The organism is Novosphingobium sp. (genome assembly GCF_039595395.1).
Taxonomy (GTDB): Bacteria; Pseudomonadota; Alphaproteobacteria; order Sphingomonadales; family Sphingomonadaceae; genus Novosphingobium.
Map to the genome: position 1 here is coordinate 1,478,218 of NZ_JBCNLP010000001.1, position 15,958 is coordinate 1,494,175.

13 protein-coding genes are annotated in these 15,958 nt (G+C 66.5%); 7 read left to right on the top strand and 6 right to left on the bottom strand.

What is annotated here, in order from left to right:
• The first annotated feature begins 81 nt into the window (after window positions 1-81).
• A complete protein-coding gene (locus ABDW49_RS07055) occupies window positions 82-768 on the top strand; it encodes an NUDIX domain-containing protein (protein ID WP_343610721.1) in 687 nt (228 codons plus the stop codon).
• Here the strand turns inward: ABDW49_RS07055 and ABDW49_RS07060 are convergent.
• Window positions 765-1,781: a bile acid:sodium symporter family protein gene (locus ABDW49_RS07060; protein WP_343610723.1), complete on the bottom strand. Its 1,017-nt coding sequence runs from the start codon at window positions 1,779-1,781 to the stop codon at window positions 765-767. The two genes, ABDW49_RS07055 and ABDW49_RS07060, sit on opposite strands and share 4 nt — an antisense overlap.
• A gap of 82 nt (window positions 1,782-1,863) precedes the next feature.
• On the opposite strand from ABDW49_RS07060, the gene ABDW49_RS07065 reads away from it, so the two are divergent.
• Window positions 1,864-2,736 carry a LysR substrate-binding domain-containing protein gene (locus ABDW49_RS07065; RefSeq protein WP_343610725.1) on the top strand — a complete coding sequence of 291 codons (873 nt, stop codon included), beginning with the start codon at window positions 1,864-1,866 and terminating at the stop codon, window positions 2,734-2,736.
• A gap of 128 nt (window positions 2,737-2,864) precedes the next feature.
• Here the strand turns inward: ABDW49_RS07065 and ABDW49_RS07070 are convergent, their stop codons facing one another.
• The 5 genes from ABDW49_RS07070 to ABDW49_RS07090 form a co-directional block, all read right to left on the bottom strand.
• The gene (locus ABDW49_RS07070) at window positions 2,865-3,278 is read right to left on the bottom strand and encodes a hypothetical protein (protein ID WP_343610726.1); all 414 of its coding nucleotides are present in this window, start codon (window positions 3,276-3,278) and stop codon (window positions 2,865-2,867) included.
• Window positions 3,279-3,373: 95 nt separating this feature from the next.
• Window positions 3,374-4,501 carry a mannitol dehydrogenase family protein gene (locus ABDW49_RS07075; RefSeq protein ID WP_343610727.1) on the bottom strand — a complete coding sequence of 376 codons (1,128 nt, stop codon included), beginning with the start codon at window positions 4,499-4,501 and terminating at the stop codon, window positions 3,374-3,376.
• A 160-nt stretch (window positions 4,502-4,661) separates the two neighbouring features.
• Window positions 4,662-6,101, bottom strand: coding sequence for a glucuronate isomerase (gene uxaC, locus ABDW49_RS07080; protein WP_343610728.1), 1,440 nt, complete (start codon window positions 6,099-6,101; stop codon window positions 4,662-4,664).
• A gap of 44 nt (window positions 6,102-6,145) precedes the next feature.
• Window positions 6,146-7,657: an altronate dehydratase family protein gene (locus ABDW49_RS07085; protein WP_343610729.1), complete on the bottom strand. Its 1,512-nt coding sequence runs from the start codon at window positions 7,655-7,657 to the stop codon at window positions 6,146-6,148.
• A gap of 99 nt (window positions 7,658-7,756) precedes the next feature.
• Window positions 7,757-8,374: a hypothetical protein gene (locus ABDW49_RS07090; protein ID WP_343610730.1), complete on the bottom strand. Its 618-nt coding sequence runs from the start codon at window positions 8,372-8,374 to the stop codon at window positions 7,757-7,759.
• 240 nt (window positions 8,375-8,614) lie between these two features.
• Here ABDW49_RS07090 and ABDW49_RS07095 point away from each other — a divergent pair, with 240 nt between their 5' ends.
• From ABDW49_RS07095 to ABDW49_RS07115, 5 genes are all read left to right on the top strand, one after another.
• On the top strand, window positions 8,615-10,129 hold the full coding sequence (locus tag ABDW49_RS07095; RefSeq protein ID WP_343610732.1) for a Wadjet anti-phage system protein JetA family protein: 1,515 nt from the start codon (window positions 8,615-8,617) through the stop codon (window positions 10,127-10,129).
• Window positions 10,119-10,766 carry a DUF4194 domain-containing protein gene (locus ABDW49_RS07100; protein ID WP_343610734.1) on the top strand — a complete coding sequence of 216 codons (648 nt, stop codon included), beginning with the start codon at window positions 10,119-10,121 and terminating at the stop codon, window positions 10,764-10,766. Before ABDW49_RS07095 ends, ABDW49_RS07100 begins: the two co-directional genes overlap by 11 nt.
• Window positions 10,763-14,200 carry an SbcC/MukB-like Walker B domain-containing protein gene (locus tag ABDW49_RS07105; protein ID WP_343610736.1) on the top strand — a complete coding sequence of 1,146 codons (3,438 nt, stop codon included), beginning with the start codon at window positions 10,763-10,765 and terminating at the stop codon, window positions 14,198-14,200. Before ABDW49_RS07100 ends, ABDW49_RS07105 begins: the two co-directional genes overlap by 4 nt.
• 75 nt (window positions 14,201-14,275) lie before the next feature.
• The gene (locus ABDW49_RS07110) at window positions 14,276-15,532 is read left to right on the top strand and encodes an FAD-dependent oxidoreductase (protein ID WP_343610738.1); all 1,257 of its coding nucleotides are present in this window, start codon (window positions 14,276-14,278) and stop codon (window positions 15,530-15,532) included.
• Between the two features lie 5 nt (window positions 15,533-15,537).
• Window positions 15,538-15,945, top strand: coding sequence for a cytochrome c (locus ABDW49_RS07115; protein WP_343610740.1), 408 nt, complete (start codon window positions 15,538-15,540; stop codon window positions 15,943-15,945).
• Window positions 15,946-15,958: the final 13 nt, after the last annotated feature.

Below are 15,958 nucleotides of genomic sequence, written 5' to 3' on the forward strand. Positions count from 1 at the left end.
GATGCGAGGCGGACTCCCCGACTCGCTGTAGGGACCTTATATCCATTTGACATATATCCAGTCAAGACATAAGTTTTGCCTATGACCCAGCATGACCTTCAAGCCTATGATCCTTCAGCCTATCCGCCCATGGCCGTCACCGTCGATCTGGTGCTGATGAGCGTGGTGGAAGGGCAGTTGACGGTGCTGCTCCAGCGGCGCGACCAGCCGCCTTTCGCGGGCGTTCTGGCGCTGCCGGGCGGCTTCGTCGGCCCGGCGGAAGGGCTGGGTGAGGCCGCCGCGCGGGTGCTTTCCAGCAAGGCCGGTTTCGGCGGGAAGCAGGCATGGCTGGAGCAGCTCTACACCTTTGGCGCCCCCGCGCGCGATCCGCGCATGCGTATCGTCAGCGTGGCCTATTTCGCGCTTCTGCCTGCGGGAGAACTGGCGGAGGCCGTGGCGGCGGGGCAGGGGCTGGTGCAGATGCCGCTGGCCGCGATGGAGGAGGCGCTTGCCTTCGACCACGTTGGGATCGTCGCGCTGGCCCATGAAAGGTTGAAGGGCAAGCTGGACTATACGCCGCTGGCCTTCGCCCTGCTGCCCGCGCTTTTCACCCTGCGCGATCTGCAGGCGGTGCATGAGGCCATTCTGGGCACCTCGCTCAACAAGCCCGCTTTCCGCCGCCGCATGCTGGACAGCGGCTGGATCGCACCCACCGGTGAGCGCGAGGTCGAAACCGCCTTCCGCCCCGCAGAACTCTATCGCTGCGTGGCGGAAGGCGGGGTTATTTAGGCGTTCAGGGCGTTGCCGGGCATGGCGGCGGCTTGCTGGTCGCGGGCGCCATAGCGCCGGGCCAGCGTGGCGCAGACGAAAAGCTGGGCCTGATGGAACAGCATCAGCGGCAGCACGATCATGCCCACCGCATGGCCGGGGAACAGGATGGTCGCCATCGGCAGGCCGCCCGCCATGCTCTTCTTCGAACCGCAGAAGACGATGGCGATCTCGTCGGGAATGTCGAAGCCGAAGCGGCGGCTGGCCCATGTCGTGGCGCCGATCACCAGCGCCAGCACCAGCAGGCACAGCCCCAGCACCACCGCCAGATCCCAGGCCGAAAGCTGTGACCACACGCCCGCCACCATGCCCGCGCTGAAGGCGGCATAGACCACCAGCAGCACCGATCCGCGATCCACAACCGAGGTCAGTGTGCGATGGCGCAGCAGCCAGTCGCCGATCAGCGGGCGCGCGGCCTGACCCACCACGAAGGGCAGCAGGATCTGCATGCCGATGTCCTCCAGCGCCTTGGTGGAAAAGCCCACGCTCGATCCGGGCAGCAGCAGCGAGACCAGCAGCGGGGTGATCACCACCCCCAGCAGGTTGGACACAGAGGCGCTGCACAAAGCGGCGGGCACATTGCCGCGCGCGATCGAGGTGAAGGCGATCGAGCTTTGCACCGTGGAGGGCAGCAGGCAGAGATAGAGCATCCCCACCAGCAGATCATGCGGCAGGAAGGGGCGCAGCGTGCCTTGCAGCGCAAGGCCGATCAGCGGGAAGAGGATAAAGGTGCTGGCAAAGGTCAGCCCCTGCAGCCGCCAGTTCGCCAGCCCCGACCACACCGCCTGAGGCGAAAGCCGCGCGCCATAGAGGAAGAACAGCAGCGCCACCGCCACGTTGACCGCCGCATCGGCAATCACCTTGCCGGAGCCTTGCGCGGGCAGCAGTGCGGCCAGACCCACCGTGCCGATGAGCAGCAGCAGATAGGGATCGATCGGCAGGCGGGCGATCATGTTGCGGAGGGTGGATATCATGGCGAAACTCCCTGTTGGTTGCTTCGGAAATTAGGCCTGCAAAGGGTGATGCACAATTCTGGTGACCGTGGTAACAGTCATCATGGATTATGATAACCAGAGCGGAATGATCCCGCCCGACCTGCTGCGTGCGCTCGTCGCCGTAGCTCAGGCGGGCACCTTTACCGGTGCCGCGCGCGCGTTGGGCTTGCGCCAGTCGACGATCAGCCAGCAGATCAAGCGGTTGGAGGAACTGACCGGCCGCCGCCTTTTCGACCGCGATACCCATCGTGTCAGCGTGACGGCGCAGGGCGAGGCGATGCTCGACCATGCCCGCCGTGTGCTCGATGCGCATGAGCGGATGGGGCGTTACCTGTCGGGAACACGGCTGCGCGGGCGGCTGCGGATCGGCGCTTCGGAGGATTTCGTGCTCTCAGCTTTGCCCGATGTGCTGGCCGATTTCGTGCGGCGCTCGCCCGAGGTCACGCTGGAGCTGACCGCCGGTTTGAGCGAGACGCTTTATGAGCAGTTCGATGCTGGGCTGCTCGATGTGCTGCTGGTCAAACGCAGCCGGGGCGATACGCGCGGCACCACTGTGTGGAGCGAGCCCATCGTCTGGGTGGGCCGCCCCGATTACCGCCCGCCGGTTGGCGAACCTCTGCCGCTGCTGCTCTATCCGCCGCCCAGCGTGACCCGCGCCCGCGCGCTGGAGGTGCTGGAGCGCATCGGACAACCCTGGCATATCGCGCTCACCAGCGCGAGCCTGGCCGGGCTGACGGCGGCGGCGCGCGCCGGGATCGGGGTGATGCCGCATTCGGCGCGGCTGATGCCGCCGGGGCTGGCGGTGGTGCTGGCCGGGCTGCCCGCCCTGCCGATGGTGGAGTTCGTGATGATCGGGCCGGGCGGGCACCATCCGCTGGCCGATGCGCTGAGCGCCGCGATTATGCAATGGGCAACGTCGGCGCGGGCGCGTTAGGGCGAGTCTGTTTGAAAATCCGGCGGAAGAGCCGGATTTTGCGGCACCAGCCCGCTCCCCCGCCCGGCCACCCACAGGATACGACCGATGCGTGACCGGGCGAGGAAGCGGACTGGTGCCGGGCAGCGCTACTGCAGCAGCAGCGACGGCGCAGGCCGATGCGCCGGAATGCTCAGCGCCATCATGATCCGTGTCGAGCAGATCGCGCAATCCAGCGCGCTGGCGATCTCCTTGTCGCAGGAGAGGCAGGCCTTGCGCGAAAAGCGTCCATCGATCAGGTCGAGCAGCAGATGCTCGTCCTCGGAGATATCCGGGCCGTCCCCGGCGCGCAGCGGGCGGCCAAGGCCGATCTCATAGAGATGGATCAGGCTGTCCAGCACCGGGGTCAGCATGATGCAGTCATGGTCGCCCAGCACGCGTGTCAGGCTGGGCTGCACCGCCTGACCGGTCAGCCGCGCCTCGCTCCAGCAGCGGATCGCGTCGACCAGCATGGGGGTGGGCGCGGTGGTCTGGTGGATCGGCGGCGAGACGTGACGGGTCATGGATGGTCCTTCCTGAGCAGCCCTCATGCTGTGTGAATGTCGCTTGTTGCGATTGATTCTTAACTAGATGAGGGCGGCGTCAGGAGCAAGCCTTTTCAGGCGGAAATATTCTCCCCGCTCAGATGGCGCAATCGGGGCAGGGCGAGGGCGGGGTCGCGTTCGCTGACCCAGTCGATGAACCCCGCGACGCGCTTGTCCAGCTTGGCCGCATGGCCTGAGGCAATGTCGGCAAGGCGGTGATCGAGCGTGGGATTGGCAAAACGCGCCAGCGTCGTCTCGACATAGGCTGCCGCCTGATCGCCCAGACCATGGGCGGTAAAGCCGGGCACGACTTCCTGCGCGTAAAGGGCTTTGAGTGCGGCGAGCGTTTGCGGGTCCTGCATCACCTCGCGCACTGTCTGCCCGGCTGGGCTGCCCGCATCGAGCCAGCGCTGCGCCATCCATGTGTGGCCCAGATTGAGGATATGCAGCTTGAGCCTCTCGTAAGGCTCAAGATCGTCGGTCAGCACGACATCGGGGTGGGTGAAGGGCATGGCCAGCCCCGGTTGGCGCTCCACCGCCCAGAGCGCATAGGGTTCGGCAATGGCGCCGATCGGTTCGATGGGTTCCGAGACAATGCGGTCGACCAGCGTGTTGATCCAGAGGCAATCCTCCAGCAGCCACGTCAGGAAGGCCTGTTCGGCTCCGGCCTGCCTGGCCAGATCGCCGATGATGCCGCGCAGCACCTCACCATTGCGGCGCACCAGCTCGCAGGGAAGGATCGTGACCGGCGAGCCGCCATCTTGCCAGCGGTGATGCAGCAGCGCCAGCAGCATGGCGGGGAAGCTGTGCGGGCGGGTGTCGCTGTTCAGGTCAAGCTGGCGGTCCTCGTCGGCCAGCCTGTAGCCCTGATCGCCGGTGTTGGAGATGACATAGGTCGCCTCCTGCCCGAAACGGGCCTTCAAAGCCTCCCATTGCGTGGAGGCCGCGAGACCTGCCGCCACGCTGCGCACGGTGACCGTCTGCTCGACGGGGGTGTGATCCTCGGCAAGGCCGCGCAGGATGACGGGATAGCCCTCGGGCGCGCCGAAAGCGGCCACGCGGCGCGCGCGCTGCGGGTCCATCGTGGTCTGCACGACGGTGATGGGGGGCACGCTCTGCCCCGCCTCGCGCGCCTGCGATGCGAAGAGGTCCACATGCGCCTGCAGGAAGCGGCTGGTGCCGAACTGGAAGATGGCCGTCATGGTCGTGCTTTCGGGTGACTGAGAAGGGAGGCATTGTCTTGGCGGTGCCTGCCCATTTCCCCGCCCGGCCACTCATCGGCAGTATCCTGTGGGTGGCCGGGCGGGGAAGAGGGCTGGTGCCGCAAAATCCGGCTCTTCTGCCGGATTTTCAAACAGACGCTCAGGCGGCCTTGCTGTCGCTCAGCGGCTCCTCGATGCGATAGGCCTGCTTGACCAGCCCGTTGGTCATGTCATGGGCCAGCTCGGCGGCTTCCCAGTCCTCAAGGCGGTGCTCGGCCACCAGACGGGCGAGGAAGGCGCAATCGACCCGCCGCGCGACATCATGGCGCGAGGGGATCGACAGGAACGCCCGCGTGTCATCGTTGAAGCCTACGGTGTTGTAGAAGCCCGCCGTCTCGGTGGTTGTTTCGCGGAAGCGGCGCATGCCTTCCGGGCTGTCATGGAACCACCATGCCGGGCCCAGCTTGAGGCAGGGGTAATGCCCGGCCAACGGCGCCAGTTCGCGGGCATAGACGCTTTCATCCAGCGTGAAGAGGATGATCGACAGGTCCGGATTGTTGCCATGCCGGTCGAGCAGGGGCTTCAACGCATGGACGTAATCGGTGCGGGTGGGAATGTCGGCGCCCTTGTCGCGGCCATGGCTGTGGAACAGGCCGTCATTGTGGTTGCGGCAGGCGCCGGGGTGGATCTGCATCACCATGCCGTCCTCCGCCGACATGCCCGCCATTTCGGTGAGCATCTGGGCGCGGAAGAGTTCGGCATCGGCTGGCGTCCAGTCGCCCTTGGTCACCTTGGCGAACAGCGCCTCGGCTTCGGCGGGGGAGAGGTTGGCGGTCAGCGCGGTGGGGTGGCCGTGGTCGGTGGCGGTGGCGCCCGCCGCGCGGAAATCGGCGCGGCGCTTGCGATGGGCGGCCAGATAACCCTTCCAGCTCCAGACATCCTCGCCGGTGAGGTCGGCGAAACGGGCCATCGATTTGGCGAATTTCTCATGCTCGACATCGATCACCGCATCGGGGCGATAGGTGGTGACCACGCGGCCCTTCCAGCCCGACTGATGGATGCGATGATGCGCCGAAAGGTCGTCCTGAGGGCCCTCGGTGGTGGCGAGGAAGTCGATCTTGAAGCGGTCGAACAGGGCGCGGGGGCGGAAGGCCTCGGTCGCCAGCGCCTCGTTGATCGTGTCGAAATAAAGGTCGGCGGAAGCGGCCTCCAGCGCCACCTCGATCCCGAAGACCGAAGCGAAGACATGGTCGAGCCACAGGCGCGAGGGCGTGCCGCGAAACAGGTGATAATTGGCGGCGAACAGGTTCCACGCCTTGCGCGGATCGGTGGCGGGCACGCCCTGGCGGTGCGGAATGGCCAGATCGTCCAACGCGATGCCCTGGCTGTAGAGCATGCGGTAGACGTAATGGTCGGGCGCCAGGAACAGCTCGGTGGCGTTGGTCCAATTGTGGTTGTCGGCAAACCACAGCGGATCGGTATGGCCGTGCGGGCTGATGATCGGCAGGTCGGCGATGCTGCCGTAAAGCTCGCGCGCGATGGCGCGCTGCGTGGGGTCGCTGGAGAACAGACGGTCAGGATTCAGGGCAAGTTTGCGCATCGTGGATACCTGCTGTGGAAGGTTGGGATCTTGGGTGAGGGGGATTAAAGCGTCACGCCGCGTTTCCAGATGCCGATGGCGCGTTCCTCATTCACCTCATTGCGGGCCTGTTTGCCGCTGGCGGTGGCGATGATGAGGTCGAGCAGGTCATCCGCGCAGGCCTCCATGCCCGTTTCGAAGACCTGGCCCGCATCGTAATCGATCCAGCCCGGCTTGTTGGTGGCCAGCGCCGAATTGGAGGCAATCTTGAGTGTGGGCACCGGGCTGCCCAGCGGTGTGCCGCGCCCGGTGGAGAACAGCGTGATCGTCGCCCCCGCCGCCGCCAGAGCGGTGGTCGAGACGGCATCATTGCCCGGCGCCTCCAGCACGGTGAGGCCGTTCACGCGGGTCTGCTCGCCATAGTCGATGACATCCATCACCGTGGCGAGGCCGCCCTTCTGGATCGCGCCGAGCGACTTTTCCTCTAGCGTGGTGATGCCGCCCGCGATGTTGCCGGGGCTGGGGTTTTCCGAGACCGGCTCGCCATGTTCGAGGAAGTAGCGTTTGAAGCGGTTGGTGACTTCAGCGAGGCGGTTGAACACCTCCGCATTGTCGGCGCGTTCCATCAGGAATTGCTCGGCGCCGAAGATTTCCGGGATTTCGGTGAGGATCGCGGTGCCGCCGGCATTGGTGACGGCATCGGCCATCCGCCCGATCAGCGCATTGGCGGTGAGGCCGCTCATCGCATCCGATCCGCCGCATTTCACGCCGAGGCGCAGGGCGGACAGGGGCACGCTCTGGCGTTTGTCGTTAGCAGCCAGATCGACCAGTTCAGACAGCAGCGCCATGCCAGCGGTGAACTCGTCGCTCTCGCTCTGGGCGCGCAAGACCCGCAGGCGCTCGCGGCGCTCGGGGGGGATGCGTGCCAGCATGCCGTCGAGCTGGTTCGACTCGCAGCCCAGCCCCAGCAGCAGCACGCCGCCCGCATTGGGGTTCTGCGCCAGAGCCGCCAGAATGGCCGCCGTCCCGTCGAGATCCGCGCCAAGCTGCGAGCAGCCGAAGGGGTGGTTGAAGGCGTTGATGCCATCGATGCGGCCCGCGAACAGCGCCTCGCCCTTGCTGGCCAGCCGCTCGCCCAGGCGACCGACGCAGCCGACGGTGGGGAGAATCCAGATCTCGTTGCGGGTGCCCACGCGGCCATCCGGGCGCAGATAGCCTTCGAATGTGCGCTTCACCACAGGGGCAGTCGCATGGCGGGCGGCGGGGTGGTCGCTGGCGGTGTAGGTGACCTCGCCCGAGAGGCCGGTGCGCAGATTGTGGCTGTGCACATGCTCGCCCGTGGCGATGGGGGCGGTGGCAAGGCCGATGGGCGCGCGATAGCGATGCACCCGCTCCCCGGCGGCGATGGGGTGGAGCGCGAATTTGTGTCCGCGCGGAATTGCATCGCGCAGGGTGATGGCCTGCCCGTCGATTTCGACGCTCTGGCCGCTGTCCAGCGCGGTCAGCGCGACGGCCACGTCATCTTCTTGAGCCACTCTGAAAAACTGCGGGATCGCCGCCTGAGCCGTTTCTGTCATGCGGTGTCATATACAATCTTCGGGCGATTGGCACAAGCTGCTAACGTTGGCAAAGGCCATTTTGCGCGCGGCCATGGCCGATCGAAGGCTCAGCCGGTTTTAGAGCGGCTTGCCGTCCTTGTCGGTGATCTCCTGACTGTAGGAACAGCCATAGAGCGTCTTGCCCGGCGCGGTGCTGACGTTGGAAATCTCGCGCGTGATGGTGGTGTGCAGGCCGAAGCTTTCCCCGGCGGCGGGCGGGATGCGGTGCTCGGCCACCACCTTGTTGCCGAGGAATTTGCGGAAGGTCAGCTTTTTCTCGATCTCGGCGCGGGTGCCCTTGCCGGCGGCGACCAGGCTGTCGATCAGCGGCTCGGCGTCCATGGAATTGGCGATGCCTTCCTCTTGCGCGATCACCGCAGGGTCGGGCAGATCGAGGATGGCCACCACCCCCGAGGCGGTAAAGCCGATATGGGAGGTGCTGTAATGCCCCGCCACGGTGATCGGCGCGGGCAGGGCATATTCATTCATATAGGGATTGTGCGAGTCCACCTTGTGCCATCCCTTTTTCGCGTCGGGCGCATCCGGCCCGCCGCTGGCCAGCGCCAGCGCAAAGCCGGTGTAGGTCGGCGCATCCAGTTTGCAGGCGATGGCATCGGCCACATCGATGGCGGCGGGATCGGGCTCCGGCGCGGGGTCGGCGGCGAGCATGGCGAGCGCAAGGAGCAAAGGCTTCATACGGGACGGTATAGATCGCTGCCGGACCGGCGCAACCATCGGCTCGTCGTGCCGGGCGGGCAGGCGCGCATCAATCCTGTGGATCAAAACCAGGGCGTGCTTGCGGGGCCAAATGCAGCGGGCCTAAGGCGCCGCCCCCGCTGACCCCGGTGCGTGGGTTGGTCTGGAAGGCTCGGTCAAGGTCGTTATTCAGGTGCATGTCGTAAAGCGAAAATCCCGCCGGGCGCAGGTTATGGCCTGATGCTGTTCGGCCAGCTCCATCCCGATGCTTTCACGCTGTTTTCCGGCTCCAACCGCTTTCTCTACGAGCGGGTGCTGGTAGGCATCTATGAGGGTTTCTTCCGCTCCGACCTGCATTTTCCGGGCGAGAACGATGTCGTCGGGCGCATCTATGAGGAACTGGCCAACCACCCCGATCTGTGGCGCGAGGATGAAAGCGCGGTGGTGCTGGACGAACTCTCCACCCGCCGTGGGCGCCGCATCCGCCGCAAGGGGCATGAGGCCGCCGACAGCCAGGCCACCGGTGAGGCGATGGCCCGTGCACGCCATATCTACAACCGGCTCAACGCCACCGGCTGGCTGGAGGAAAGCCATTACGGGCTGAAGGTCACCGTCGATATGCCGTCGGGCGCGATGCGGCTGGTGGAGTTCCTGTGCGGCCTGCGTGAGGGCGTCTCCGAGCAGATCGGCGGCATCGTCATCCAGATCAAGAACGGGCTGGAGGCGCTGCAGCGCGATGCGCGCGACAATGCGCTGGGGCTGCACAAGGCGGCGCGTGATGCCGCGACCTTCGGGCGATACTTGCGCAGCGTGCTGAGCGCCCTGCGCGAGATCGACAAGCAGGTCGTCGATGCCGCAAGCGTGGGCGAGCGGCTGCGCCATTATTTCGAGGATTTCGTCGAGCGCTTGCTGCTTCAGGACTATGTGGCGATTACGACCACTTCGCATCCCTATCGCTTCCGCCACCGCATTCTGGGCACGATCGGCGCCATCGAGGAATCGCTGAGCGACGTCGAGGCGATCGCCGAGGCCTATGTCGAGGCGCATCTGGCAGCGGATGCACACGGCGCGCGCGATAGTGTTTACGATGATCTCTCCAAGATCCGCCGTGTCTTCGACCAGATCGAGGACGCTTTCGAGCGTATCCAGCAGCACCGCTCGCGGCTGGAGACGCGGCTGCGCAACACGGTGCGCTATGCCGGGCGGCGCAGCGGCGGCTTCCTTCAGCGCAGCGCGCCTTTGCTGCTGAAGCTGGACAAGCTGCTGTTGCAACCGCTTGAGGTGGACGGCCTGCTGGAGGATCGCCCCGCGCCGATCTGCGCGGCTCTGCTGACCCGCCCGCGCCACCGCCGCCCCATCGTGGCGGGCGATGTGCTGGTGCTGCCCCCGCCCGATCCCCTGCGGGAGCTGCGCAAGCGGCTGGAGAAGGGCTATCTCGACCTGCTGGCGGTCAAGCCCGAGCAGGTGCGCGCCTTTCTCGAAGCGCGCATCGCGCCCGGCGCGCAGGCCGATGCCCGCGACTTTACCATCGCGACGGTCGAGGATTTCCTTGCCTTCGAGGCGCTGCGCCTCGCGGTGTTTTCCGGCATCACGCCAGCCCAGCGCCAGAACCCCCTATCCCGCCATCTGGCCCCGGACTTCGCCTTTGCGGCGCTGCCTGGGCGGCGGATCGACAATGACTGGCTCACCTGCAGCGATTTTCAGGTGACCCGCAAAACTGGCCGGACCTCCGGCGGAGAGACCCATGCTCGCTGAATTCGAGGCGCTCGAAGCGCGCAACCCGCGCCATCGCCAGCGCGTGACGCAGATCATCAACCATCTGCTGCGCCATCAATTCCTGCATGTCGAGGATCGCGGCTCGGCCAATCTGTTCGAGCTGCTGGCCCAGGGGCCAATCGAAAAGCTGCTCTCCGACTATTTCGCGGTCGCCGGATACCATCTGGTTGTGCGCGAGGCCGAGGGCTGGGCGGGCATCCTGCCCGATCTGGAGGAAATCCGCCTGCCGCGCATGCGCCTCGATGAAACGTTGATGCTGCTCCTGCTGCGCCGCCTGTGGGAGGAGATGGTGCAGGAAGGCCATGTCGAGCGCTATGGCAGCGTGCTGCTCTCGCTCAACGCGGCCTATGATGCCTATCAGGAGATGGTGGCCCGCGCCCGGCGCCCCGCGCTGTCCATCGCCGAGTTCCGTGCGCTGCTGCTGACCATGCAGCGCCGCGCGCTGGTCCGTCTGGGCGAACCCGATGAGGAGCTGGAGGACATTCCGCTCACCATCCGCGCGCTGATCGTCACGGTGACGGGCGACGATGTGCTGGCCCATCTGGAACAGTTGCTCAGCCAGCAGGATGGCGCCGAAGCCGAGGACGAAACGCAGGACGAGGAGATCGCCGCATGATGCAGCTGGCCCATATCGCGCTGGTGCAATGGCATCTTTTCGCCGCGGAGGATCTGGCGATCCATGGCGATACGGCGGTGCTGGGGCAGAATCGCTCGGGCAAGTCGACGCTGATCGACCTTGTTCAGGCGGTGATGGCGGGCGGTTCCAGCCGCTGGTATCGCTTTAACCGTTCGGCGGGCGAGACGGGCGGCAGCAAGTCGGAGCGCACCCTGCGCGGCTATTGCCTCGGCCAGCTCAGCGAGGATGAGTATCTGCGCCGCGAGGCCGTCACCCATATCGCCCTGACCTTCGAGGACCCCACCGGCGCCCGTCCACCCGTCAGCGTGGGCCTGTGCATCGAGGCTTCGGTCGGCGAAGATGCGCAGGTCGTGGGGCGCTATGTCGCGCCGGGCATCCGCGTCACCACGCAGATGCTGGTGGAGGAACTGGGTGAAGGCGCCCGTCGTTCGGCGCCATGGTCGCTGGTGCGTCAGCGGCTGGAAGAGGCCTGCGCGGCGGAGGGCAGCGAAGTGCTGCGCCCCGATGGCCCGCGCAACCATATCCGCGACTATATGCGGCATCTCTTCACCGGGCGGCGCTTCAGCGATCCGGAGCGCTTTATCCGCGCCTTCGTCATGGCGCTGTCCTTCGAGGATATGCGCTCGGTCGAGGGCTTCGTGCACAACTTCCTGCTGGCGAAGAACGACATCGACATCGGCGAATTGCGCGATTCGATCCAGCGCTACCGCGATGTGCAGAAGGACATTCACGAGCTGGAAAAGCGGCTGGAGATGCTGCGCGCTCTGGCCCTGCTGGTGCAGGATTTCGTTGCCCTGCTGGAGCGCGAGGAGACCGCGCGCGGTGTCTCGCGTCTGGCCGCGCTGGTCGAGGCGGGCGGGGCGCTCTTCGCCAATCTGCGCGAAAAGCGCGAGACGGCGCAGGCTTTGGAGGATGTGAAGGCCGATATCGCCCGCCACGATGCCGAAAGCCTGACCCTGCGCGAGGAAGAGGGCAACCTTCTGGCGCAACTCGCGGCGCAGGATGCCGCCAGCCGTCGCGCCGTGGTCGAAGGCCAGCTCAAGGGCACCGAGCAGGACCGCCAGCGCGTGGTGCGCCAGCTTGAGGGGCGCTTTTCCACCATCGCTCTGGCCGCCGGGCTGCTCGATCACCGCGAGCGGCTGGCGCCCCTGAAGCTGGGCGTCTTCTTCCATGCGCTCGACGAGATCGCCGACGCCAGCAATGGCGCAACCCCACCGGAATGGCCGCGCGACCCCGTCGCCATGGAAGGGCTGATCGCATCGGCGCGCAAGGCCGCCACGCCCGCCGCCGACAAGATCCGCGCCCGCCTGGAAACCGCCATCGCCGAGCGTATCCGGCTGGAAGGCGAGATCGCCGCCGAAAGCGACAGGCTGCAACAGGCCCGCGCCGGGCAGGTGAGGCTCGATACGCGGGTGGCCGCCCTGATGGAGGTGCTGCGCGCCGAAGGCATGAACCCGCGCGCCCTCTGTCAGGTCGCCGAAATCACCCAACCCGACTGGCGCGAGGCCGCCGAGGCGCTGCTGGGCCGCGACCGCGAGGCGATTCTGGTCGATCCGCAGCACGCCGCCCGCGCGGTGGAGATCCTGCGGCGCGAACGCGATGCCTATCGTGGCTGCCGTGTGGTCAACACCCGCCGTCTTGGCACTCAGGGGCAGGGGGGCGCGGCGGATACGCTCGCCAGCGTCTTTGCCAGCAGCGACGATCTGGCGCTGGCCTTCATCCAGTTCCGCACCGGGCAGGTGCGGCTGGCCGACACGCAGGCGCAATTGCTGGAGGGCGGGCGCGCCATCATGCGCGACGGCGCCTACAACAGCGGCCTCATCGTCGAGGTGCTGCGCAGCCGCGATATGAAGATCGGCCGCGCCGCCGCCCCCTTGATGCAGGCCGAGCTGGAAGCGCGCATCGCCGAGCTGCGCCAATGGCGCGATGCGCAGGCCGACCATCAGACCTTCCACCAGACCATGCTGCGCCAGCTTGAGCCGCTGCTGGCCGAGGAACCCGCGCCGGAGGTGCGGCTCGATCTGCTGGTCGATGCCCTCGACCGGCTCGACCAGCAGCGCGCCGATCTGCGCGCCGGTCTGGAGCGCATCGCCGCCACCGTCGATCCGGCGATCGGCAAGCGGCTCGATGCGGTGCGGCTGCAACTGCGCGAGATTCAGGAAAGCCGCATCGATCTGGCCAAGAGCGAAGGCGATCTGCGCCGCGTCGCGCTGGAAATCGACCGTCGCCTGGCCGCCGCCGAGGGCGCGCCCGGATCATGGGCCTGCCTGTCCTTCCGCCGCCGCGCCTTCCGCGAGAGGGTGGGTCTTGCCGCATCGCTGCCCAAGCTGCGCGCCGCCTATCGCACTCAGAAGGGCCGCGCGCCGGGCCGCATCATGCAGGATATGGCCGCGCAGGCCGACGAAACCCGCGACGCCTGGCGCGGCCGCGAGGGCGAGATCCGCGAGGCGCTGGGCCATTATCGCGTGAGCTTCGACGGCACCGCCCCGCTGGGCACGCAAAGCACCATCCTCAGCGAGGTGCAGCCCTGGGTCGAGGCCAATGTCGCCGCGCTGGAGGACAATGAGCTGATCCAGTACCGCCGTCAGGCCGATGAGGCGGCGGACCAGATCGGGCGCCTGTTCCGCACCGCCTTCATCCATGAACTCAACGCGCGTTTCAACAGCTTGCGCGCCGAACTTGAGACGCTGTCTCTGGCCCTGCGCAACCGCCCGCTGCACAATGAGATCTACACGCTCAAGGCCTCCCCGCGCGAGGAGTTCGCCGCGCTCCACCGTCTGGCGCGCGAGAGCGAGGAGGATGACACGCTGCTGGGCGCGCTCTTCGGCCGCGCCGCCCCGCGCGATGCCGAGCATGCCAGCGCCCTGGCCGAGGTCGAAAGGCTGCTGAGCGACGAGACGCTCGATTTCAGCGCATGGCAGGATTACCGCAACTATTTCACCTTCGATCTGCGGATGGAGGATCAGACCTCGGGCCGCCAGACCAGCTATGACCGGCGCAAGGGCACGGCCAGCGGCGCCGAGCGGCAGGTGCCCTATTACGTCATCATCGGCGCGGCGCTGGCCAGCATCTATCACGGCGCGCGCCGCCAGTATGAGCCCGAGGAACTGGGTCTGGGCCTTGCCGTCTTCGACGAGGCCTTCAGCAAGATGGACGGGCCCAACCAGCGCACCTTGCTCAAATTCTATGAGGACATCGGCCTGCAGGTGGTGATTGCCGCGCCATCGGAAAAGCGGGCGGTGGTCTATGAGAATCTCGACAGTGTGATCGACGTCTTCCGCTATGGCGACAGCGCCAGCGCCGAAAGCGTCACCATCAAGCCGCTGGCCCGCCAGCGCATGCGCGGCGCCAATCCGCAGCATATGGATGAGGCGCAGCTTTCGATGTTGCTGGAGGTCGAGGCGGCGGAATAATTATAAGTATTCCGTCCCTTGCTGCCCATCATGCAAATGGGCACTATACCGGCGGAGCGGCCACAGGGGACGCTCATGAAAAGCAGGATGCCGATGCCCTTCGACAGGCCCTTCGATCGCCGCCGCCTTCTGGGGCATTCTCTGGCGGCGGGAGGGCTGATGTCGCTGTCGGGCTGTGCCGGGGCGGGGCCGGGTCTCGCCACGGCCAGAGTCATCGGCGGGCGCGAGGTGCTGATGCCGATGCGCGCCAGCGTCGACCGCATCACCGACATCAAGGTCTGCCTGCGCCCCTTCCGCCCGCAGGGGCCGCGTCTGGATGCCGAGCGGCTGGGCGACACTTTGGTCATCCACAATTACGGCCATGGCGGCAGCGGCTGGTCGCTGTCTTGGGGATCGGCGGAGGTGGCCGTGGCCAAGGCGGCTGCGGCTTTGCCGGATCGTGTCGCGGTGGTGGGCTGCGGTATCATCGGCCTCACCAGCGCGGTGATGGCGCAACGCGCGGGCATGCAGGTGACGATCTACACCAAGGAGGTCTTCTCGCGCACCCGCTCGGTGCGGGCCAATGGCAGCTGGACGCCGGATTCGCGCATCGCGCTGACCAAGCCTGCCGGAGAGAATTTCGGCCCGCTGTGGGAGCGGATGGCGCGTTTTTCCTGGAAGAGCTTCCGCTCCTATCTCGGCCTGCCGGGCAATCCGGTCGATTTTTCCGACAATTACCGCCTGTCAGACAGGCCGCATGTCGCCCATGAGGAGGAAGCGCCGCCACCGGGCAAGGGCGATTACGCCTCCACCGGCATGCCTCAGGACAGCAGCGAGTTCGCCAGCTACTCTGATCGGATCGAGGACATCACCCCCGCCGTCGAAACCATGGAGCCGGGCAGCACGCCCTTTGCCGCGCCCTATGTGCGGCGGGGCTCGAACATGTTCTTCAACTTCGCCAGCTATGGCCATTATCTGATGCAGGAGTTTCTGGAGAACGGCGGCAGGATCGAAATCCGCGAATTCCACGAGCCCGGCGAACTGGCGCAGTTGAAGGAAAAGGTGGTGATCAACTGCCCCGGCTATGCCGCGCGCGACTGGTGGCGCGATGCCACGCTGATCCCGGTGCGCGGCCAGACGGCATGGCTGATCCCTCAGGCCGAGGTGCATTACGGCCTCTACACCAACAATGTCTCGGCGCTCTCGAAGAGTGATGGGCTGATGATCCAGGCCTTCCACGGGCTGGGCGATATGGAAGGGCTGGGCAACAGCTCCGAACTGCCCGATCGCGCCGAAAGCGAGGCCGCCGTCGAGGTGATCCGCAAGGCCTTCGCAGGCTTCAGGCAAGGGTGAGCGCGATGCGACAGGGCATGATGATCGTGGCCGCCTTGGCCGGACTGATGGGGGCAGGGGCGGTGATGGCGGGGCCGGACACGCAACCGGGGCGCTATACTGCCGAGCAGGCCGCGCATGGCGCTCAGGTCTATGCTCAGGCCTGTGCCATGTGCCACAAGGCTGATCTGGCGGGGGATTTCGATACGCCCGCGCTGGTGGGGCGCTTTGCACGCAACTGGGCTGGGGGCGATCTGGCCAGCCTTGCCGGTTACCTCCATCGCGCCATGCCCGCTTTCGCGCCCGGTTCGCTGAGCGCGGCGGACAATATCGCTATCGTCGCCTATCTCCTTCAGGCCAATGGCGAGCCTGCCGGGCCGCGCCCTCTGCCGGAGGACCCCGCCGCGCTCAAAGCCATGCGATTCAAGCCCTGAGCGGCGCAGGGGC